This window comes from Falsochrobactrum shanghaiense, assembly GCF_003149535.1.
Taxonomy (GTDB): Bacteria; Pseudomonadota; Alphaproteobacteria; order Rhizobiales; family Rhizobiaceae; genus Brucella; species Brucella shanghaiense.
On the sequence record NZ_QGDB01000003.1, the window covers coordinates 364,932 to 387,264 of the forward strand.

Below are 22,333 nucleotides of genomic sequence, written 5' to 3' on the forward strand. Positions count from 1 at the left end.
CTAAAGGCTGATAAATCATCTTAAAAGTTAAAACCCGCCTGCTATGGCGGGTCAGGGATAACTCTTCAGGCTTTAAGTTGTTGTTTTAAAGCATGTCGCCAGAGCGGTCGAAGCAGAAACTATTTCTGGCCCCGGACCACCCGCTCAATTTCTTCGCGAACGAGCCGTTCGACCAGATCGGGCAGTTTCTCATCAAGCCAGTCCTGCAGCATCGGCCGCAATATATCGGCGGCAATGTCATCGAAGGAACGGCGCGGCTCGGAATGGACCGCATGATTGAGATCCTGAAATGCCGCGGCAACCTGCCGTTCCGTCGTCTCTGACAAAATATGTCCGGCAGCACGCGGTCTGGAAGCGGCTTCATGGGATGTCGCAGCTTTGGAAGGATCATTCGTCATGGTTTCGGTTTTCGACTCCATAAGAGGAACGGTTGTATCACTCTGTGTCGTTTCCAAATCCGCCTGTTCGGAAACCGGCGGCACCCACTCATCATGGTAATGATCATCATTCTGGGCGTCCAGAAGCGGCTCATCATCGGGCTGCTCCTGCGTCACATCTTGAGGCATCGGCTGCGCCGGTTCAGCAATCGGACCGCGCAATACAGGCTCTTGCGGGAAAACGTCACTTTTGGACACCGCCGGTTGCGAGGACAGCTCCTGAGCCAGATTGCCGGCTTTCTGCATACTCTCCGTCACTACCGGGCGGGGAAATTCAGCGACCTCACCGCGCGGTGAAAGTGGAGGCACAGGATGGTGGGAAACATCGCTTTCTTCAATAATACGACGAATGGAAGCCAGAATCTCTTCCATTGACGGTTCCCGTGCTGCGCTGGATGTCTGTGCCATAGCTGTCCGTCTTTCCCAGATTGCCCATTGCTTGCAAAGGCAGAGAATCAATGGGTTAAGGGTAACGAACCTTGATCGATTTGAGAATCCCTTCGCGGAGGGTGTCAATCCGAACCCACAGCTTTATAAATTGTTAAGATTTGCGAATCCGCTTGCAAATCAAAAACGGCGCCTGAGCGCCGTTGATGGTCAAGGAAGGTGCTTATCGATCAGCGCCCGTCCGGCGTGCGCAGACCGAACCACTTGTCCTTTACAGCGTTATAATGCTCTTCAGGCTTATACTCGGCGACCTGAAGATTAAGATGCTGTGCGGTCATGCGGCCAGTGGCATTCAACAGAGCGTAGCTGGCGACAACCACGTCGTGTTCCGCCATAACAAGCGCAATCTGAACCGTGATCAGATCATTCTGTGCATTCAAAACATCAAGGGTCGTGCGCTGACCGACGTTGCGCTCTTCAATGACGCCATCAAGGGCAAGCCGTGCGGCGGCAACTGCGTCACGGTTCGCGCTGACGGAAGCCCGAGCCGATTCAAGCTGCGACCATGCCGAACTGATTGCCTGACGCACCTGGTCCTGAACAATATCGACCTGAATGCGGGCCTGACCGAGCTGTTCCTTGGCCTGCCGTATTTGTGCCGACGTCCGTCCACCGGTGTAGATCGGAATATTGACCGCCACACCCACGGAAGCCGAGTTGCCGTCGCCAGCATTCGTTCCGGCATAGGTATCAAGATGACTTGCGCTGGCAGTCAGGCCGACATTGGGCAGCAAAGCCCCTTCCCTTGCCTTGACATTATACCCTTGCGCGTTGACGGCATATTTTGTTGCAACGATGCCGGGATGGGAAGCAAGCGCACTGCTATAAGCATCATCGGGCGAGCGTGGCAAATTCCGCGCCGCAGAAGCGGTGGAAAGCTTGCCCGGCTGTGCTCCGATGACCTGCAAATAAGTTGCTTCAGCCGATTTGACGTTCGCACGCGCCGCATTGAGTTCTGCCAGCGCTGTCGAGCGCTGAGCATCCGCCTGCGCGACATCCGTTCGTGTTCCCTCACCCACTTCAAGGCGGGCGCGCGAAGCACGAACCTGTTCGTTCATGGCAGCGAGGTTCTTGTCACGCAGCGCAGCAATCTGGCGCAACTGGTAGACGTCCATATAGGCCTGAACAGCCTGCAAAAGCGTGTTCTGTTCGTCATTGCGCAGATTTTCACGCTGGGCATGGACCTGAGTTTCAGCCGCAGCAACATTATTCTTTGTCTGAAAACCATCAAACAGCGTCTGGTTCAACTGAATACCAAACGTACCCGTGGTGCGCGCATCGGATGTGGGGGCCTTGCTGCGACCGACATTATAGCTGCCGGTAATCTGCGGCCTGAAGCCGGACTTGGCTATGGCTACGTTTTCATCCTCAATGCGCACGCCAGCGCGTGATGAATTCAGTGTGGCATTGTTTTGGTAGGCCTTGGCAAGAGCGCCGTTCAGCGTTTCGGACAAGGCGGCCTGTCCCGATAAAACGGTGCCAGACAACAATATTGCTGCCGCTACTAGTCGTCCTTTGTACGCCTTGAACACCGTATACCTCATTTTAGAAAAGACAGATTGCACGATCAAAACCATGCGGTTCCGACGACCTTAATAACCTGTAAACCCCGCCATTTCCATTGCCCGGCGGGGCAGTTTCACAAACAATTTAACCGACGTTGCAGAATTACCCCATCGATTGGCATTAAAACTGGAACTGCTGCGCCCGCTCGAAACCGGGAAGCGGCTGTACGGCGGCATTGAAAGCGCCGCGTCCTGAGACAACTCCGTCTTCCTTGGTGTAAATGCGCGCAGTTCCGGCGTTTCCACGCCCTTCTACGACAACCAGACGTCCGCCTTCCTTGAGCTGATCAAACAGGGGCTGCGGAACAAAATCCACTGCACCCTCAATCAGAATAACATCATAAGGCGCTTCCGAAGCGTAACCCGCGGTCAAATCTCCCGAAACGATCACAACATTGTCATGGCCGAGTTCCTGAAGTCGGGCGGTTGCAGCCGCTGACAATGCGGAATCACTTTCAAGGCCGATTACGGAGCCTGCAAGCTGCGAAAGGATCGCAGTCGAATAGCCGGTGCCGCAACCGACATCGAGCACCACATCATTCTTGCCGACAAGCGCAAGCTGTACGAGCTTGGCGAAAACTGACGGTTCCATGATGTAACGCGGCGCGGTGCCTTCGCTTTCCAGCAGCTGATCTTCATCAAGATAAGCAAGAACCTGGCGGGCTGCCGGGACAAAAACCTCACGCGGAACGGTCAAAAATGCATCAAGAACCGCCAGATCGGTCACATCTCTGGTGCGAATCTGGTTATCGACCATCTTCGTGCGAAGATCCTGAAAATCGGCTGCCATAGCCATGCCTTACATCCTTCTTTATCGCCTCATGCGATGATTTTGCCTGCGGCATCCTCATGGCGGATAAACAACACCACGCCATAAGGAAACCATAAACGAGATTTGCCGCTGGTGTGGCAAAAATCGCCGCCACAGTCAATCAAACACCAAAGTTATGACATTGATGCTCGCCTGATGCATCAGCGATGCGGCATTTCATGCTGGAAATCGAAATCAGGGCGCTTCACAGCTTTCAGGGACGCTTTCCTCAATCGTCAGCGGTGATTTGGTCAGGGAGCCCGTCGTGATCTGCATAGGCCGATATGGCTGCGCCTCCTGAATGCCCGGATTTGAAAGATGCACCGCATAGCAACCGCTAAAAACCTGCTTTTCGCCGCTATTGCTTTCCGACTCGATTGCTACCGGCACACTCCAGTAGATTTGCCCTGCCCCGCGATCCGGCTCGGTTTTGCGCACCGCTACTTTTACGCTTTTGGTGTCCGCATAGCCCTTCACGAAATTATCGAAATCCGGTTCGCGGGCATCTTCCTGATAGTAACTATAGGCGCGACCGTATTCCTTCCGGTTGATGGCATTGTAATAGGATTCGATCAATGCCTGCGGCGTGGAACGATCATCACGATAATCAGGCACAATGATCCCGTCAGCGGCATCCTGGGTTTGCTCGGACGGCGCCGTCTCTTCGACATTGTTTGATTGCTGCTCTTTGGTTTCCGCCGACAACGCTCCCGACTGAACGATCATGGTGCTGAAAAGACCGAGGATTCCGGCGCATATCAAAGGTTTGATCCGCTCTGCCAACATCGACTTCTCCTCTTTCAAAAGTTTTTGCGCAATCCCCAAACGACAATCACGATTTGGTGCCTTGCAGTAATGATGTTACAACACTAACTGTAATGAAAACGTGGCAACGCTAGTTGAATTTGTGATGCTGCGCAACGCCGGACACTTCCCGGCTTTGGCCAGCATAATACCGGAAGATGAAAATGGGCCGTTTCTCAGTCTTGACGCTTACCGACGCAGCTGCGGCGCGCACCAGTGAAATCATGGCCTCACGCGAGGATGCGCTAGGGCTTCGCGTCGGCGTGAAAAAAGGCGGTTGCGCGGGCATGGAATATACGATCGATCTCGTTACCGACGCGAAGCCGGGCGATGATATTGTGGAAAAGGATGGAGCCAGGGTCTATATCGCGCCAGAAGCCGTTCTGTTTCTGCTCGGCACCCAGATGGACTTCGAGGTAACCACCCTGCGTACCGGATTTGTTTTCAACAACCCGAACCAGACCTCGGCATGCGGCTGCGGTGAATCGGTCGAGCTAAAGCCGGCCTCGCCCGAAAGCCTGCAACAGGCACAGGGTGCCGCTTAAGGCATGTTTCGAAAAGCGGACTGACTATTCCAACCGTTTAAACATAAAGAAAAGGCGGAGAAAACGATCTGTTTTCTCCGCCTTTTTAATTTACTGAAGACTTCAGATTCCGGTGGGGATCAGCATGAAGGCTGGAATATCATTGCCAAAACCGACCGGCACCGGACCATCATCATCGTCACGGTCGCGGCGGCGCTTATGCGTTTCATGATGCGGCTTGCCACGGCGCTCTTCATTGGAAGGGCGGACCGTATCGCGAGGCTGTTCTTTATGCGCAGTTGCAACCGGTGCGGCTTCGCCAGCAGCACCACCCACATTCCTCGGCTGCTCTTTTGATCTGGCGTTGTTTTCCGACCGGGACTTATCGTCCCTGCTCCGGCCACGGGCATTTCTGCCTCTGGGCGCGCTATCGGCAGTTTCGTCGGCGGCAGGCAGGGTCGAGAGATCCCCGTCGAGCCATTCAATCTTTTCGCCGATCATATCCTCAATGGCCGCCAGGTATTTCGTGTCGGAAGGCGTCACGATGGTAAATGCCTTGCCGGAACGACCGGCACGACCGGTGCGTCCAATACGATGCACATAATCTTCCGCATGGATGGGAACATCAAAATTGAAAACATGGCTCACATCGGGAATATCGAGGCCGCGCGCCGCCACATCGGACGCCACGAGCAACCGTAATTTTCCGTCCTTGAAATTTGCCAGCATCGTCATGCGGGCGCGCTGATCCATGTCGCCATGCAAGGCACCAGCATCAAATTCGTGCCGGGTCAGCGAGCGGAACAGTTCAGATACATCTTTCTTGCGATTGCAGAAGATGATCGCATTCTTGAGTGTGTCGCCTTCCGCGCGGATGAGATCGCGCAGGGCTGCTCGCTTGTCCCAATCCTTTTTGCCCGATTTGACCAGACGCTGCGTGACGGTCTTGGCAGTGGATGATGCCTTGGCAACCTCGACCCGCACCGGAGAATGCAGGAACTGCTCCGAAAGCTTGGTAATTTCCGGCGGCATGGTGGCTGAAAAGAAAAGCGTCTGGCGCGTGAAGGGGATCAATTTGCAGATACGTTCGATGTCGGGAATAAAGCCCATATCGAGCATGCGATCTGCTTCGTCGATGACGAGAATCTCAACGCCGGTCAGCAACAGCTTGCCACGCTCGAAATGATCCAGAAGCCGGCCTGGCGTTGCAATGAGGACATCGGCACCGCGCTCAAGCTTGCGCTCCTGCTCATCGAAGGAAACGCCGCCGATCAGAAGAGCAACGTTCAGGCGCTGATTGACGCCGTATTTCACGAAATTCTCTTCGACCTGCGCTGCGAGTTCGCGCGTCGGCTCCAGAATGAGCGTGCGCGGCATGCGCGCGCGTGCACGGCCCTTCTCCAGCAGATTGAGCATCGGCAGAACGAAAGAAGCCGTCTTGCCCGTTCCGGTCTGGGCGATGCCAAGCACGTCCTTGCGTTCGAGCGCAGGAGGGATGGCTCCAGCCTGAATAGGAGTGGGGGCGGTGTACCCTGCCGCTTCGACCGCAGCGAGCACTTTCGGAGAAAGACCGAGTTCGGCAAATGTCGTCAATGGAGGCGTAGCTCTCTGTTCTTGGAAATGAGGTCCACCCATCCTGTCATCGCAGCCGCGTCATGGGCGCAGGAACCAAGGCAGAAAAGGCGTCTGCGACGCCAGAAGCGTCTTCACACAGCATCGCCTACGTCCGAAGCGGGCAAAAGTCAACTAAAATACCGTCGCAAAATATAAAAATGGCTTTTTACAGGTATTTTGTCGCGCTTCTTATCATTTGAGACCCCGAAACTACTCGCGTTGAAGGCAATCAATGCCTGAATTGTTCTGTCAGAATGCGCTCATCCCAGGAATGGTTTTTGTCAAACAGAATTGCAGCTTCGCTATCGGGGTCCTCGCGCACAGTAACGGAACGCACCGATTTCACTTCGCTATTGTCTGCAACTGCATTGACGGGCCGCTTTTCCGTTTCCAGAAGGTCCATCCGAACCGTCACATGTTTGGGCAGGAGCGCGCCGCCCCATCGGCGCGGGCGAAAGGGACTGACCGGAGTAAGCGCCAGAAGCTGGGCTTCGAGTGGCAGGATCGGCCCCTGCGCCGAAAGATTATAGGCTGTAGACCCTGCGGGGGTTGCAACCATCACGCCATCGCATACCAGCTCTTCAAGCCTTACCTTGCCATCGATGGTGATACGGATTTTCGCCGCCTGATAAGACTGCCTGAAAAGCGATACTTCATTGATCGCCAAAGCGACAAAAGGCGGCGCATTTTCCGTTTCGGCGATCATTTCGAGCGGACGGATCGTTTCTTTCTGGGCGGCATGAATGCGTTCAGGCAAATCATCCACGCTGAATTCGTTCATCAGAAACCCGACAGAGCCGCGGTTCATACCATAAACCGGCTTGCCGCTGTTCATGAAATCGCGCAACGCCTGCAACATGGTGCCGTCGCCGCCCAGCGCCACGATTACATCCGCATCTTCCGCCGCAGCATGCCCGTAGCGCTTTACCAGCTCTTTTTGCGCATCCAGCGATTCTTCGGTTCCCGATGAGAGAAAATGGAGCGCCTGGGGTCTGTCTTTCATATTTTCCGTCTCGCTGGGCCACGGCATGTTTGGTTTTGAGCGTTATATTGGCTATCATATGGCGAACTGGCTTACCATGACCCTGCCTGTGTGAATTTTTGCTTTACACGCGCGGTATATATGCTAATCGGACGCGAGTGCCCTTATAGCTCAGTTGGTAGAGCACCTGATTTGTAATCAGGGGGTCGGGAGTTCGAGTCTCTCTGGGGGCACCACAAGAACCTTATAAATATGCCGACACTGGTGGTTCTTCTGCGCAATCCATTTTTATTGCGCAATCCCCTTTGAATACATGCGTATGATTTAATACAGCATTTAATTACCTTATTAATTTTAAATATTAATCTTAATATTATAAATCAATATTATTGGACATATTTGATAAATGAGCAATCATCATATCTGTATTTCTGTGGCTACTCGCAACAGGCCAAAAATGCTGGGCGAGCTTTTTTCTTCATTCGTTCACCTGACAGAGCCGGAGAATGTTCGTATATCTTTCCTGGTGGTGGAGAATAATCCTGTCTGTACGCTCAGTACATCGATAGAAGGTTTCCGGGCATCGATGCCGGACAAGGATATTGAATATCTACTTGAAAGTAATATCAGCATAGCTGCCGCAAGAAACCGGAGCCTTGAGCACGCTATTGAGAAGAACTTCGATTTGCTCGTCTATGTAGACGATGACGAAATTGTCGAGCCCGATTGGCTTGTCTGCCTGCTGAGAGAACGCGATCGCCTCGATCTCGACATTGCAGGCTCCCCGGTGCGTCCCAGGCCCTTCGATGCCAATCTGAATTTCTGGCAGAGGATCGTATGGTCGGGCATTGAACGCCACGCTTACAAATCGGAAGAAAAGTGCCGTCGGCGATGCGCTCAGGGTCAGGGCGGTTCAATCAAGCTTGCGACGGGAAGTTGGATGGGGCGGCTCGATTTTTTCCGCAAGACCGGGTTGCGTTTCGATTCCCGCCTTGGGCTGACGGGAGGCGAAGACTGGAATTTATGGGCGCAGGCCAAGGCGCAGGGCGCCAAAACCGGCTGGGCCTGCGATGCTATCGTCTATGAGATCGTCCCCCCGGCACGCCTTTCGCTAGCCTATCATTTCCGGCGCAATCGAGATCACAACATCACGGAATTCGGCGCACGATACCGGGAAAACCCCAAACGCGCATTGCGGCAACTTCCTGCCAAGATTCTAGGCCGGCTGCTCAAGTTCATCATTGTCTTGTGCTCAATCCCCTTCAAAGGCGGATGCGCACTCATCTCATCGGCGATGGCTTTGGGAGGAGCAGTTGGCCTGATACAAGCCTGCTTCGGAAAAAGTTCGCGGCATTATGCCAATACGACAGGCTTCTGACCCGGATATAACAAAACCCCGACAGGCGGGGTTCGTTAGAGCATTTTACTGGCGACAGGCAGCTGATCAATACCAGCCGACTGCGACCTGTGCTTCCTCCGACATGCGGTCCGGCGTCCATGGCGGATCGAAAGTCATGGTCACTTCGACAAAGGAAACGCCTTCGACCGCGCCGACGGCATTTTCCACCCAGCCGGGCATTTCACCCGCGACGGGACAACCGGGTGCTGTCAGCGTCATCTCGATTTTGACCACACGGTCATCTTCAATGTCGATCTTGTAGATCAATCCGAGTTCATAAATATCGGCAGGGATTTCCGGATCGTAAACTGTTTTGAGCGCGGCGATTATGTCGTCCGTCATCCGCAGCAATTCATCCTGCGGTATGGTGGATGCGGAAAAGGCCGCATTTTCACCGGTGGAATCTGGCGCGTCCGTAGTATGGGTTTCAGCCGGCTGCACTTGTTTTTGTTCCATAATGGTCATCCGAAAAATCTTTTTGCCTTCTCCAGAGCTTCCGCAAGCGCATCCACTTCCGCGCGCGTATTATATAGGGCGAAGGATGCACGACATGTGGAGGTGACGCCAAAGCGTTTCAAGAGCGGTTGCGCGCAATGTGTGCCAGCCCGCACGGCCACGCCTGCCCGATCTATCACCATTGAAACGTCATGGGCGTGGATGCCTTCAAGCGCAAATGAAATGATCGCGCCTTTATCCGGTGCATTGCCGAAAATACGCAAGGAGTTGATTTTGCCCAATTGTTCATGGGCATAATCGCGCAAATCTTCCTCATGCGCCAGAATCGCATGGCGACCGATTTTTTCCATATATTCAAGTGCTGCGCCCAGACCAATCGCCTGCACGATAGGTGGCGTGCCTGCTTCGAAGCGATGCGGCGGATGATTATAGGTCACGTTTTCTTCCGTCACCTCCTCGATCATTTCGCCGCCGCCCTGGAAGGGGCGCATTTTTTCCAGCATTTCAGGTCGCCCATAAAGAACGCCGATGCCCGACGGGCCATAGACCTTGTGGCCGGTAAAGACATACCAGTCGCAACCAAGTTCCTGAACATCCACTGGCAGATGCACAGCGCCCTGACTGCCATCCACCAGAACCGGAATGCCGCGTTCATGCGCGAGCCGAACAATTTCCTTGATCGGCGTCACCGTGCCCAGAGCATTCGACATGTGCGTAATGGCAACCAGCTTCGTACGCTCGGTCAGGCATTTTTCAAATTCATCGATGTGAAAAATGCCTTCGTCATCCACCGGAGCGAAGACGAGCTTTGCGCCCTGCCGCTCGCGGATAAAATGCCATGGCACGATATTGGAATGATGCTCCATGATGGAAAGGAGGATTTCATCGCCTTCACCGATATTGGGCATACCATAGCCATAAGCGACCGTATTGATCGCTTCGGTGGCGTTTTTGGTGAAAACGATTTCATCGACCGATCCCGCGTTCAGGAAACGGCGCACCGTTTCGCGGGATTTCTCATAGGCATCCGTTGCCGCATTCGACAAAAAATGCAGGCCGCGATGCACATTGGCATATTCATTGGCGTAAGCCTGAGCAACCGCATCGATAACGCTTTGCGGTTTTTGTGCGGAAGCTCCATTGTCCAGATAAACCAATGGCTTGCCGTGAATCTCCCGCGACAGGATAGGAAAATCGCTGCGTATGGCCTCAATGTCATAAGCTGCGACCATTGGATTCTTTTGGTCCATGATCGTTCCTTTGCCCCTTGGGCCGGAAAACGGAGCGGCGTCAAACACGTCACCCCGTTTTGCTCAATCAGGCATGAGTGGTAAGCCAGTCAGACAAAATATCTTCCAGCGCTTCCACCAATGGCTCGTCTTCCAGCTCCTCGATGATTTCGGCAATAAATGCCTTGATCAGGAGGCCGCGGGCTTCGCTTTCGGAAATGCCGCGAGACATCAGATAGAAAAGATGCTCGTCCTGAATTTCCGTTACCGTCGCACCATGGCCGCAGGCCACATCGTCGGCGAAGATTTCCAGTTCCGGCTTTGCGTCGAACTCGCCATCATCCGACAGAAGCAACGTGTTGCACGCCATGCGGGCGTCGGTCTTCTGGGCGATCTGCGCCACGCGGATCATGCCCTGGAAAACGCCGCGAGCACGGTCCTTGACGACATTGCGCACGATTTCCGTCGACTGGGTGTTTTCGACCAGATGGCCGACCGTCATGGTAATGTCGGTGTGACTGTCATCGGCGAGAAGATTGAGCGCGCGCATCTCAAAATCCGATTCTTCGCCTTCGACATCCACATGCACTTCCTGACGCACCAGTTTGCCGCCGGCATTGATGATATAGAGCGTCAGTTTCGCATTCTTGCCGAGCTTGCCATTGAATTGTGCAAGCTGGGTTGCCTGTCCGAATTCACGCAGGATGACCCAGATGATTTCCGCGTCGTCTCCGACCGTCACATGGTTGATCGACGTCGAGAAAGCATCACCGTCACCGCCTCTCTGGCGTTCGATAATGGTGGCCTTGACGTTCGATCCGATATGCACCGGAAAACGCGTATGCCCCTGCCCGCTCTTCTGGATATTCTGAAGTTCCAGCGGCGCTTCAAGCTCTGTGCCATCGGCGATGGAAATCGCCCAGCCATCGCTGACATAGGCAGCGTTGATCTGGCCGATCGTATCATCGATGCCGCGCATATCGAGTTGTCCGAGCAGGGAGCCATCGGCAAGCGCTTCCCGCACCGGCGTCAGCGTAACTCCCTTCGGAGCCTTGCTTTCAAGTGCCGTGCCATTGCTGACCACTGCGACCGACGATCCAGCCAGCAGAGGAGGAAACGCCTTGGTGGCAGCGGTGCTGTCGAAAGCGGCAACGCCCTTCAGCAGCGTACGAAAATCAGTGTAGTGCCAGCTTTCGATACGGCGCGACGGAAGGCCGTGAATTTTCAGCGTTTCGAGCGCCGTATCGCGCGCAACAGCCACATCGCTGGTGCCCGGCAATTCGCCAACCCTGTCGCTAAAACCTTCAATCAGTACCGTTTCAGCCGGTGTCCGCGACCGTGTGGTCTGGATATTCATGATCCATCCCCCCTCAGGCTGCTTCGCCGATCAGATCGGCATAACCATTTTCTTCAAGATGGAGCGCAAGGCTCTTGTCGCCCGACTTGATCACCTGCCCCTTATAGAGCACATGCACCGCGTCAGGCACGATATAGTCGAGCAGGCGCTGATAGTGCGTGATGACGATGATGGCGCGGTCAGGCGAACGCAGGGCGTTTACGCCATCGGACACGATCTTCAACGCGTCAATATCAAGACCGGAATCGGTTTCATCGAGAACGCAAAGCTTTGGCTCCAGAAGCTGCATCTGGAGAATTTCAGCGCGCTTCTTCTCGCCGCCCGAAAAGCCGACATTCAGCGGGCGCTTGAGCATGTTCATGTCAATGCCAAGCTCGCCTGAGGCTTCCTTGACGTGCTTGATGAATTCCGGGATCTTCAGTTCCGGCTCGCCACGCGCCTTGCGCTGGCTGTTCATGGCGACCTTGAGGAATTCCATCGTTGCGACACCGGGAATTTCCATCGGATACTGGAATGCCAGAAAAATGCCCTTGGCAGCACGTTCAGCCGGATCGAGTTCGAGGATCGACTCGCCATTATAGAGAATGTCGCCTTCGGTGACTTCATAATCGGGACGACCGGCAAGGATGTAGGACAGCGTGGATTTGCCCGAACCGTTCGGGCCCATGATGGCTGCGACTTCACCCTTGTTTACAGTCAGGTTCAGGCCACGGATGATTTCCGTGTCGGTGTCGGCGATCTTTGCATGAAGGTTCTTGATCTCAAGCATGGGTATAACCTTGTTTCTTTGTGCGGTTATGCGGAAAACAGTTCCACTTTTTCCTCAACCGCTCATGCCAGCTCAGGACTGGCCGGAGAATCTATCGGGGAAGGCAGGCTGCGCCGGATTAACCGACGCTGCCCTCAAGCGAAATGCCGATCAGCTTTTGCGCCTCTACGGCGAATTCCATCGGCAGTTCCTGAATAACTTCCTTCACGAAGCCGTTGACGATCAGAGCGATCGCCTCTTCTTCGGGAATGCCGCGCTGCATTACATAGAACAGCTGATCCTCGGAAATCTTCGAGGTCGTCGCTTCATGCTCAAACTGCGCCGTGGCATTCTTGGCTTCGATATAGGGCACCGTATGCGCGCCGCAATCGTTGCCGATCAAAAGGGAGTCACACTGCGTGAAATTCCGTGCATTTTCCGCCTTGCGGTGGGCCGAAACCTGTCCGCGATAGGTATTGGAGGAATTGCCTGCCGAAATACCCTTGGAGATGATGCGGCTCGACGTGTTCTTGCCAAGATGGATCATCTTGGTGCCGCTGTCGATCTGCTGATAACCGTTGGAGACGGCAATCGAGTAGAACTCGCCGCGCGAATTATCTCCACGCAGAATGCAGGACGGATATTTCCAGGTCACTGCGGAACCGGTTTCGACCTGCGTCCACGAAATCTTGGAATTATTGCCCCGGCAATCACCGCGCTTGGTCACGAAATTATAAATCCCGCCCTTGCCCTGGCTGTCGCCCGGATACCAGTTCTGGACCGTCGAATATTTGATCTCGGCATCATCGAGCGCGATCAGTTCGACCACGGCCGCATGAAGCTGGTTTTCATCGCGCTGCGGCGCGGTGCAGCCTTCCAGATAGGAAACGTAGCCGCCTTCCTCAACGATAATGAGGGTACGTTCGAACTGACCTGTATTGCGCTCATTGATGCGGAAATAAGTCGAAAGCTCCATCGGGCAGCGAACGCCCTTGGGAACATAAACGAACGAACCATCGGTGAAGACCGCCGAATTCAGCGTCGCATAATAGTTGTCCGACACCGGCACCACCGATGCGAGATATTTCTGCACCAGTTCGGGATGTTCGCGAATCGCTTCGGAAATCGAGCAGAAGATCACGCCGGCCTTGGCCAGTTCTTCCTTGAAAGTCGTCACCACAGATACACTGTCGAAGACAGCATCAACCGCGACGCGGCCCGATGCGTAGACATTGTCTGAAGGATTGCCGTCGATTTCGCTCGGCTCGCCCTGCTTGCGCACGCCAGCAAGGATTTCCTGCTCGCGTAGCGGAATACCCAGCTTTTCATAGGTCCGAAGCAGTTCGGGATCGACTTCATCAAGCGAGGCCGGGCCGGTCTGGTTCTTCGGGGCAGCGTAATAATAGGCTTCCTGGAAATCGATCTTCGGATAATCGACCCGCGCCCATTTCGGCTCTTCCATGGTCAGCCAGCGCTCATAAGCCTTCAGACGCCATTCCAGCATCCATTCCGGCTCGTTCTTCTTGGCTGAAATAAAACGAATGATGTCTTCATTCAGGCCCTTGGGAGCCTTGTCGACTTCAATCTCCGTCTCGAAACCGTATTTATACTGGTCCACATCGAGACTGCGGACCTGATCAATCGTCTCCTGCACTGCAGGCATTGGCGTTCTCCATCCTCGTCGGGGGCAAGGCCCGACAGTTGCAAACGTCAGGGTAATGATAGCTCTCTATCGTCACCACATATAGTACGCGTGGAGCTTCTTTAAAACCTCTCTAAAGTAAATTTCAAGCGCCAACGCCAAAATTTGCCTAAAAAAATCAAGAATAACCTGTGGAGTCCTGCGGGTCGGGGCTTTTACCCCGCTTTCGAGCGCTCGTGCCGCTCCACAATGCCGCGTAAAATCTCAAGAAACCGATCGATGGTCCCTGCCGTCGTTTCCGGCGAAAGCGAAACGCGGATGGCTCCGGGGCCATTTTCATACCCCATGGCAGCGAGCACATGGCTTGGGCCGACCTTGCCCGATGAGCATGCGGAACCGGCGGAAAGCGCCACGCCAGCCAGATCAAACGCTATCTGTACAGTTTCGGCCTTTTGGCCATCGAGCGAGAAGAAGGTCGTATTCGGCAAGCGATTGGCCGATTTGCCGTGAATAGTTGCTCCGGGCGCGATCTCCGCAACCCCCGTTTCCAGACGGTCCCGCATGGCGGATGACCAGCCGCCTTCATCGATCCGCATGCGCGCCTGTCGGGCCGCAGCGCCAAAACCGGCAATAAGCGGCAGCGCCTCGGTGCCCGCGCGGTGGCCTTTTTCCTGTCCTCCGCCCCTGATGAGCGCGCGCGGCATCACCAGATCGGATATGGCGATGATGGCGCCAATCCCTTTCGGACCGCCAATCTTATGCGATGATATTATCAGATAGTCGCCGCAATTATTTGTAACATCTAATTTAATTCGTCCCACGGCCTGCACCGCATCAACGATATAGATGCCGCCGGAAGCTTTCACCAGCGCCGCAATTTCAGCAATGGGCTGCATCACGCCGGTTTCATTATTCGCAGCCTGCACGGCAACCAACGGCAATCCGGCTGTCTTGTCGTGAGTCTGCAAGGCGGCGCGCAATATATCCAGCCGCAGCACGCCATTTTCATCCGCAGGCAGGACAGTCACGTTTTCAGGCGCAAACTGCCCGCCCGCAAGCATGCAGGGATGCTCGCTCGCACCGACATAAAGATGCGACATGCGAAGAAGCGCGCGCCCCATCATGTAATGGGGTGTCAGCAAGGTCGATGCCGCTTCCGTCGCTCCGGATGTAAAAAAGACATGCTCTGCTTTTGCGTTTACCAGAGCAGCCACATCCCGCCGCGCAGCCTCCACCAGCGCGCGCGCCGCGCGCCCTTCCCGATGTACGGACGAGGGATTGCCCATCACGTCCAATGCCTCGATGATTGCCTTGCGCGCCTCATCGAGCAAAGGCGCGCTGGCATTATAATCCAGATAGAGCCTCTTGCCGGTTGCGATCACCGATCCTATCTCCTCAGCAGACGGCTTCGAACGCAATTTTCTTGAATTTTCAATCAGGAAAAGCCTATTAAGCCATTTCAGCTACTGAACATGGTTCAGTCTATAGTAATTTCCAAACGGTTCTAGAAGCAGCATAAACTCACGTCAAGCATGCTGCATCGGGGCCGGTTTTTCCGGTTATGAGCGGAGTAAATATGCCAGAAGTCATCTTTAACGGGCCTGCCGGGCGTCTCGAAGGCCGCTACCAGCCTTCCAGGGAAAAGAATGCGCCGATTGCGCTGATCCTGCATCCGCACCCCCAATTTGGCGGGACAATGAACAACAAGATCGTCTACGATCTGTTTTATATGTTCCAGCAACGTGGTTTTACCACATTGCGTTTCAACTTCCGGGGCATCGGACGCAGCCAGGGCGAATTCGATCATGGCGCGGGTGAACTTTCGGACGCTGCGAGCGCGCTTGACTGGGTTCAGGCGCTGCACCCTGATTCGAAAACCTGCTGGGTCGCCGGTTATTCATTCGGCGCATGGATCGGCATGCAGTTGCTCATGCGCCGACCCGAAATCGAAGGCTTCATGTCGATTGCACCGCAGCCAAACACATATGATTTCTCGTTCCTCGCGCCCTGCCCTTCGTCCGGTCTCATCATTCATGGCGATCAGGACAAGGTTGCCCCGCCCAAGGATGTGCAAACGCTCGTCGACAAGCTGAAATCCCAAAAGGGCATCACCATCACGCAGAATACGATTGAAGGGGCCAATCACTTCTTTACCGGGTTCGGAGAGCAACTCATCGAGGAATGCTCGGAATATCTCGACCGCCGCCTTGCTGGCGAACTGGTCGAGATTCGCCCCAAGCGTCTCCGCTAATATTCATTTCATCCGGCGGGATTTCCCGCCGGTTTTTTATGGGCGTGCGATGATTCCGCCCGATACCGGCATGTTACAGCCGGTGGTCGAGGGATAGGTCAGGGGCAGACCGTGCAACGAACGAACGGCCAGATAGGCCCATGCCTCCGCCTCCATTGCATCGCCGTCAAATCCGGCATGATCGGCATCGACCACACGCGCGTCTTCACGTTCGGCCAGTGCCGATAATTCACTCATGATGGCCTGATTCTTGCGCCCGCCACCGCTGATGACATAGCTGCGCGGCGCAGAAGGCAAGTGAGAGGCCGAGCGCAATATTGCAGCAGCGCTTACGAAAGCCAGCGTTCGCGCGCCATCGGCAAGCGACATTTCTTCCTTGGCGGGCACGCTGAAATCGGCCCGGTCAAGAGAGCGGCGATGCGGGCTGGTGAAGAACTCATGGTCCAGATAGCGATTGGCGATATTCGCATTCACATGCCCGGTCATTGCAATCGCTCCACCCGAATCGAAGCTGCCCTGCCCATGCATTTCCATCCATTGGTCGATCAGCATATTGCCGGGACCACTATCATAGGCAATCAGTGCGCCGCCTTCCCCTACACAGGTCAGGTTGGAAATACCTCCTATATTGACGAATACGACCGGACGATCGAGGCCCGCTGGCAGATTTTCTGCCAGGGCTGCATGATAGGCGGGAATCAAGGGCGCACCCTGACCACCATGCCGCATGTCTTCGGCGCGCATGTCGTAGATCACCGGAATGCCTGTTTCCGAAGCGAGCAATGCCCCGTCCCCAAGTTGTATTGTGAGCGCCTCATGGGGTCGATGCAGGACGGTCTGGCCATGAAAGCCGATCATGTCGATTTCTTCGGGCTTCAGCCCGTATTCGTGCAGAAAGTCGTTAACGGCAACAACGTGAAGCAAAGTAAGATCACGCTCCAGCCGCCTCAGCACGCCGGGGCGATCAATGCGCTGGCTGATGCTGCGTGCATCGAGCAAGGCCGCTTTCAAACGTGCGCGAAAGCCGTCCGAATAGGGCATTGACACGGAGGGACCGCGTTCTATCCGGTTTTCGCCATCGGTGGTCAGAAGCGCTATGTCGATGCCATCCATGGATGTGCCGCTCATCAATCCTATCGCGCGTTTTAGATTGCTCATGCGGGAGTTTCCTTGTTATTCACAGTTGAATGATGTTAAAGGCAAAATCTCTTAATGCAGTAGGCACTTCCTTACCGCCATCTACAATCTCGCCTCATCAGTCAGGAAAAGGGCATGTCCGGTTTTAAATCCGATTTTCTTCGCACGCTTTCCGAGCGCGGCTTCATTCATCAAATTTCCGATGAAACCGGCCTCGACGAATTGTTGGCCAAGGAAACCGTGACAGCCTATATCGGCTTTGATCCTACGGCGCCAAGCCTGCACGCTGGCGGCCTGATCCAGATCATGATGCTGCATTGGCTCCAGCAGACCGGTCACAAGCCGGTTGCCCTTATGGGCGGCGGTACGGGCATGGTTGGCGATCCATCCTTCAAGGATGAAGCGCGCAAGCTGATGACGGAAGAGACGATTGTCGAGAACATTGCCGGTATTCAGCGTGTTTTTGCAAATTACCTGACCTTCGGCGACGGAGCGACCGACGCCTTGATGGTCAATAATGCCGACTGGCTGCGCGGCATCAACTATCTCGAATTCCTGCGCGATGTGGGCCGTCATTTCTCGGTTAACCGGATGCTGTCTTTCGATTCGGTGAAATTACGTCTTGAGCGCGAGCAATCGCTCTCATTTCTCGAATTCAACTACATGATCCTGCAAGCCTATGACTTTGTCGAGCTTAATAAGCGCCATGACATACGCCTGCAGATGGGCGGCTCGGATCAGTGGGGCAATATCGTCAATGGCATTGATCTTGGCCACCGCATGGGTACGCCGCAGCTTTATGCCCTCACCTCGCCGCTTCTGACCACCGCATCGGGCCAGAAGATGGGCAAGTCCCTGGGCGGAGCGATCTGGCTCAATGCCGATATGCTCAGCGCCTATGATTTCTGGCAATATTGGCGCAATACGGAAGATGCCGACGTAGAACGCTTTCTCAAACTCTACACGACCCTGCCGCTGGACGAGATCGCCCGGCTGGCAGCGCTGGGCGGCGCTGAAATCAATGAGGCGAAAAAGATTCTGGCAACAGAAACGACCGCTATCCTGCATGGACGCGACGCAGCCGAGGAAGCAGCCGAGACGGCGAGAAAGACCTTCGAGGAAGGCGAACTTTCAAGCAATCTGCCCACGGTCGGCGTTCACAAGGCCACCCTGAACGAAGGAATCGGCGTTCTGGCGCTGATGGTTTTGGCGGAACTATGCACCACCAACGGCGAGGCCCGCCGTCATATCGAAGGCGGCGCGGTACGAATCAATGACGAGCCGGTCAGCGACCCGCGCATGGTCATCAATTCATCCGCACTCAACGATCAGGGCGTCATCAAGGTATCTCTGGGCAAGAAACGCCATGTCCTGATCCGTCCAGCCTGACGGTTTCAAATTACTGATCAGATAAGCCGGGCGAATATGCCCGGCTTTATTTTTAATCGTTTGCGGAAAAGTCAGAATTCGAAGATCGAGCGGAAGATACCGGGCGCGATGATGGAAATCGGATTGACGATGACCTGCGGCTGCTTGGCGCTTCCCACCAGCTTGAAGGTAATGCCCAGCAAGCCGCGATCACGGCCATTGCCGAGCAGAGCACCGAAAATCGGCACCTCGCCAAAAATACGGTTCACACCATAAGCGGGCATGAATGTGCCGGTTATCGCCATATTGCCCTGTGCATCGTAGAGCACGCCCTGAAAGGTCGTGCCGATAGAAGAGCCGCGCACGACGCCTCTGGAGAGCTTGAGATAGCTATCGCCCTTCTCGATCAAGGAAAAGCCGCGCTCAACGTCGACACGCGAAACATCAATATCGCGCTTGACCGCCTGATTGAGACTTGCCCCGCCGCTTTCGGGCGTACTGGAAACGATCTTGGCAAGGCGCGGCTCGTTGATAATGGCAAAATTACGCGCATCGATCTGGCCGCTCAAAGGCCCGTCGCCCTGCCCTGCAAGACCCACAGTGATCTTGCCGCCGCGCATCTTGTCGTAGAAATCGAGGAAGCGGAGGATTGCTCCGGCATCATTGGACTGCAAGGAAATGGAGCGGGCATCGCCCTGATCATTATTCGTGGCCGCGAAAGCCTGACCGGAAGCGGTTGTGGCATTGATCGAAACGCCTGAAACCTTGCTTCCTGCCTTTTCATAGGAAACAGCCAGATTGCGCAGCGTTTCACCATGAAAGCCCGTCACCTCGTCAATCTGCGCGCTGACCACGAGACGCGCAGTATCGCCTTTCGAACCGCTGCTCTTCTTGTCGAGCTTCGTTACCTGCTTGATAAGTGCGCGGGCATCAAACTGCGTTCCCTTGACAGTGATACGATAGCTGCCGGAGTTTCTCGCGGCCTTCACAGAAAGCCTGTCTGAACGGTTGAGGCGTATCTCGCTAAAATCAGCCGATTGCAAATTGCCGCCTGCAATCAGCAGATCACCTTTGGCGCCGAATGTATCGCCCGTCAAAACGAAATTCTCAATATCGATATTGCCGCCTTGTTCGCCATTCTCGATCAGGTCGAATGCCAGCTTTGCCGGAACACCGCTCCCTTTTTGCCAGCCCAGCCACGGCAGATCGATCTTCGTCTTGCCCAGATCAGCCAAAACACGGCGCTTGTCGCCTTCCTTCATCCCCAGATCGATAATTATCGGTCCCGATAACAATCCATCGAGGCCGGGAAGGATCTTGCTGCGGCTTTTGTCATCCAGTTCAAGCCTGATCTTTTGGTCCCGTTTTACAGGCCCTGCGCGTTCTATGGGCTCCGTCATGGAAATTTGTGCCGGCACGCCGTCAAGCCGCGCATCTGCCGTGATGACCGCCGCCGCCTGATCAACCCTGACGGTCCCGCTTGCATCCGTAATGAGGGAGCCGCCAACGCGTTTTGAAATGGCAAGATTCGAGAAGTCTATGTCCGCATTCCATTTGAGCGTTCCGGGTGGCGCGTTCTTCGAGACCGCGAAAGCCACTTTTACGCGCGATTTCACATCGCCGGTCACTTCTTCCGGCCCAAATGGAATGCTTTGAAGAACATTAATAGGTTTTTTTCCGGCTATTTCAGCGATAGCCGTCGCCTGCCCCGAAACCGTCAGGTCCAGATCAGCTATGACGGGCCGCTGCGGCCCCCAGGGGATAATCAGAGTCCCATCCGATACCAGCGCCTGATGATTGCCCGACGTATAAGCAACGCCTTCTTGCAGTTTTATCGTGGCATGCGCGCCGCGAACTGAAACAGTCCCATCGACATCGCGAACAGGCGGTAATTCGCCAACAATATCAAAACGCGTGTTTGAGATATTGAAATCCGCCTTTATCTCGTCGCGGGTCAGCGGCGGCGGAAGGCCGGGACCATTGAAGCGTCCGCCAGCAAGAGAAATATCGATGCGGCTATCCGTCAAAGTGCCGCCAAAAAGGTTCTTGAGCACCCATTCCCGCGCGCCGTCAGCCACATCGATGGGCCAGAGATGCTTGGCATCCGCGACCGGCATATGTGGAATACGCAGCATGAAGATCATCTCAGGCGATCCAAAGCCAAATCCCATGCTGCCCTGCCCATAAAGATCGCCTTGCGCGGTCTGTACATTGAGATCGGAAAACTGAATTCGCTGCTTATCCGACTGATAGCTGCCGGCAATCCGGACGCCGAAGGCGAGCGGCGGATCACTCGATTCCGCGGGCATGCTGGTTGCGGAACTGGTCAATATCTCGAACCGATAGGCCGCGTCTGCTCCGCTGTTCTCCTGGTTTTCTGCCTCCGGCATCGGTCCGAAGGCACCGTTGAGCGTTGCCTGCAATCCGCCAAGCTGAAGCTGCGACGGCAGAATTTCGATTTTATCGCTACCGACAATATGCTCAAGGCTTAGCAGCGAACGGCCGCGAATCCCCGCCACCTTCCCCAGTTGCATATCAATATCATTGACTTCCAGTTCCGCCGTCAGACGTTCCGCCATATCATGTGTCGCGGTTTGCCCGGAAAGCCTTAAATTGGCATTGCCCCGCAATTCGAAATGAGCGGGATTGACGCGATTGCCATTGATGACCGGCGCGACTTCATCGGACGAGCCCAGATTGACGGGAATGTTGCTGATGCCGAGCTGGAAAGCCTCAAGCTCGTTTTTCTGGTCCTTGCGGTCGATATTGCCGGAGAGACTAACCGTCTCGCCGTTCCATTGGAAGCTGCCCTCGATTGCAATCCTGCCGGAATTCTCGACAAACCGCAGTTTCTCGACGTGAAGGTTTTGCATTGCCTCACCGGTCTTGAAGCGGATTGTGCTGTTGGTCAGCTCGAGCGCCTGCGTATTCTGGTCGCGCAACAATTGCAGATTGTGGCGCATGGCTGCAAAAATCTCTTCGGAGACGGCATCAAAATCAATCAGACCACGTTTGTCATATGGCAGGGTCTTCCAGAAACCGGCCCCTTGCTGCTCCGGAACATCGAAAGCCGCGCCATCGATTTCGAGCGCCGCAACACGCAGCTTGCCTGTCAGAAGCGGCAGCGGGGCAAGTCCAAGGCGCACCGATCTGATATGTTGAATTTCCAGGCCCTGTTCGGGATCCGATATGGAGACGTCCGTCGCTTCCATGGCGATGAGGCTGTTGCCATCAAGCGAAAGGGTGGCTTTACCGATCTCAGCCGATGCTTTTGCGCCCAGAATGTCCGTGAGGCCCTTCTGTGCCTCGTCACGCAAAAGGTCGCTGTTGACCCCTCCGCGCAAAACGACAAAAGCCGCGCCGCCAATCAGCACCAGAATAATGCAAAGGGAAAGAAATGCATGCGAGCAAAATGCCATGAATGAACGCCGCGGGCGCAAGGGAGAAGGCAGCCCCTCCCTACCGCCGTCTGCCGTCAGGCGTTCGATGCTCTTCAGCTCCCGCTTCGTGAAGCGGATTTTGCGCGGTTTATCTTTCAATATTCAAGCCGAGTAACCAGATT

Annotated in this window: 18 protein-coding genes and 1 tRNA gene; 5 read left to right on the plus strand and 14 right to left on the minus strand. The window is 54.9% G+C overall.

Features of this window, described 5'->3' with window-relative positions; genetic code table 11:
• Window positions 1-119: 119 nt before the first annotated feature.
• The 4 genes from DKP76_RS19775 to DKP76_RS09490 form a co-directional block, all read right to left on the minus strand.
• The gene (locus DKP76_RS19775; RefSeq protein WP_109706201.1) at window positions 120-845 is read right to left on the minus strand and encodes a PopZ family protein; all 726 of its coding nucleotides are present in this window, start codon (window positions 843-845) and stop codon (window positions 120-122) included.
• Between the two features lie 209 nt (window positions 846-1,054).
• Window positions 1,055-2,428 carry a TolC family outer membrane protein gene (locus tag DKP76_RS09480; RefSeq protein WP_109706537.1) on the minus strand — a complete coding sequence of 458 codons (1,374 nt, stop codon included), beginning with the start codon at window positions 2,426-2,428 and terminating at the stop codon, window positions 1,055-1,057.
• A 142-nt stretch (window positions 2,429-2,570) separates the two neighbouring features.
• Window positions 2,571-3,239 carry a protein-L-isoaspartate O-methyltransferase family protein gene (locus DKP76_RS09485; RefSeq protein ID WP_109706202.1) on the minus strand — a complete coding sequence of 223 codons (669 nt, stop codon included), beginning with the start codon at window positions 3,237-3,239 and terminating at the stop codon, window positions 2,571-2,573.
• A 216-nt stretch (window positions 3,240-3,455) separates the two neighbouring features.
• Complete coding sequence (locus DKP76_RS09490) at window positions 3,456-3,986, minus strand: hypothetical protein (protein WP_245410205.1); 531 nt, start codon at window positions 3,984-3,986, stop codon at window positions 3,456-3,458.
• A gap of 242 nt (window positions 3,987-4,228) precedes the next feature.
• Here DKP76_RS09490 and sufA point away from each other — a divergent pair, with 242 nt between their 5' ends.
• A complete protein-coding gene (sufA, locus tag DKP76_RS09495) occupies window positions 4,229-4,609 on the plus strand; it encodes a Fe-S cluster assembly scaffold SufA (protein ID WP_109706204.1) in 381 nt (126 codons plus the stop codon).
• 102 nt (window positions 4,610-4,711) lie between these two features.
• Here the strand turns inward: sufA and DKP76_RS09500 are convergent, their stop codons facing one another.
• Together DKP76_RS09500 and DKP76_RS09505 are read right to left on the minus strand one after the other, a co-directional pair.
• Window positions 4,712-6,181: a DEAD/DEAH box helicase gene (locus tag DKP76_RS09500; protein WP_109706205.1), complete on the minus strand. Its 1,470-nt coding sequence runs from the start codon at window positions 6,179-6,181 to the stop codon at window positions 4,712-4,714.
• A gap of 250 nt (window positions 6,182-6,431) precedes the next feature.
• Entirely contained in the window at window positions 6,432-7,205 is a 774-nt protein-coding gene (locus DKP76_RS09505) for an NAD kinase (RefSeq protein WP_109706539.1), read from the minus strand.
• A 139-nt stretch (window positions 7,206-7,344) separates the two neighbouring features.
• On the opposite strand from DKP76_RS09505, the gene DKP76_RS09510 reads away from it, so the two are divergent.
• Window positions 7,345-7,420: transfer RNA gene (locus DKP76_RS09510), tRNA-Thr, on the plus strand.
• A 170-nt stretch (window positions 7,421-7,590) separates the two neighbouring features.
• Window positions 7,591-8,562 (plus strand): glycosyltransferase family 2 protein, encoded by a 972-nt coding sequence (locus tag DKP76_RS09515; protein ID WP_109706206.1) that lies wholly within the window; start codon window positions 7,591-7,593, stop codon window positions 8,560-8,562.
• A 66-nt stretch (window positions 8,563-8,628) separates the two neighbouring features.
• Here DKP76_RS09515 and DKP76_RS09520 read toward each other — a convergent pair whose 3' ends face one another.
• The 6 genes from DKP76_RS09520 to DKP76_RS09545 all read right to left on the minus strand — a co-directional run bounded on the left by DKP76_RS09520 (window position 8,629) and on the right by DKP76_RS09545 (window position 15,397).
• Window positions 8,629-9,048, minus strand: coding sequence for an SUF system Fe-S cluster assembly protein (locus tag DKP76_RS09520; protein WP_245410194.1), 420 nt, complete (start codon window positions 9,046-9,048; stop codon window positions 8,629-8,631).
• On the minus strand, window positions 9,045-10,289 hold the full coding sequence (locus DKP76_RS09525; protein ID WP_109706207.1) for a cysteine desulfurase: 1,245 nt from the start codon (window positions 10,287-10,289) through the stop codon (window positions 9,045-9,047). Before DKP76_RS09525 ends, DKP76_RS09520 begins: the two co-directional genes overlap by 4 nt.
• Before the next feature lie 67 nt (window positions 10,290-10,356).
• Complete coding sequence (sufD, locus tag DKP76_RS09530) at window positions 10,357-11,625, minus strand: Fe-S cluster assembly protein SufD (protein WP_109706208.1); 1,269 nt, start codon at window positions 11,623-11,625, stop codon at window positions 10,357-10,359.
• A gap of 13 nt (window positions 11,626-11,638) precedes the next feature.
• Window positions 11,639-12,394, minus strand: coding sequence for a Fe-S cluster assembly ATPase SufC (sufC, locus tag DKP76_RS09535; RefSeq protein ID WP_109706209.1), 756 nt, complete (start codon window positions 12,392-12,394; stop codon window positions 11,639-11,641).
• A gap of 118 nt (window positions 12,395-12,512) precedes the next feature.
• A complete protein-coding gene (gene sufB / locus DKP76_RS09540) occupies window positions 12,513-14,036 on the minus strand; it encodes a Fe-S cluster assembly protein SufB (RefSeq protein ID WP_109706210.1) in 1,524 nt (507 codons plus the stop codon).
• Window positions 14,037-14,230: 194 nt separating this feature from the next.
• A complete protein-coding gene (locus DKP76_RS09545) occupies window positions 14,231-15,397 on the minus strand; it encodes a cysteine desulfurase family protein (RefSeq protein WP_109706211.1) in 1,167 nt (388 codons plus the stop codon).
• A 194-nt stretch (window positions 15,398-15,591) separates the two neighbouring features.
• Between DKP76_RS09545 and DKP76_RS09550 the strand changes: the two genes are divergently transcribed.
• The gene (locus tag DKP76_RS09550; protein ID WP_109706212.1) at window positions 15,592-16,266 is read left to right on the plus strand and encodes an alpha/beta hydrolase; all 675 of its coding nucleotides are present in this window, start codon (window positions 15,592-15,594) and stop codon (window positions 16,264-16,266) included.
• 36 nt (window positions 16,267-16,302) lie between these two features.
• Here the strand turns inward: DKP76_RS09550 and DKP76_RS09555 are convergent, their stop codons facing one another.
• On the minus strand, window positions 16,303-17,424 hold the full coding sequence (locus DKP76_RS09555; RefSeq protein ID WP_109706213.1) for an anhydro-N-acetylmuramic acid kinase: 1,122 nt from the start codon (window positions 17,422-17,424) through the stop codon (window positions 16,303-16,305).
• Window positions 17,425-17,538: 114 nt separating this feature from the next.
• On the opposite strand from DKP76_RS09555, the gene tyrS reads away from it, so the two are divergent.
• Window positions 17,539-18,792, plus strand: coding sequence for a tyrosine--tRNA ligase (gene tyrS / locus DKP76_RS09560; protein ID WP_109706214.1), 1,254 nt, complete (start codon window positions 17,539-17,541; stop codon window positions 18,790-18,792).
• 71 nt (window positions 18,793-18,863) lie between these two features.
• Here tyrS and DKP76_RS09565 read toward each other — a convergent pair whose 3' ends face one another.
• Entirely contained in the window at window positions 18,864-22,268 is a 3,405-nt protein-coding gene (locus DKP76_RS09565) for a YhdP family protein (protein ID WP_109706543.1), read from the minus strand.
• Window positions 22,269-22,333: the final 65 nt, after the last annotated feature.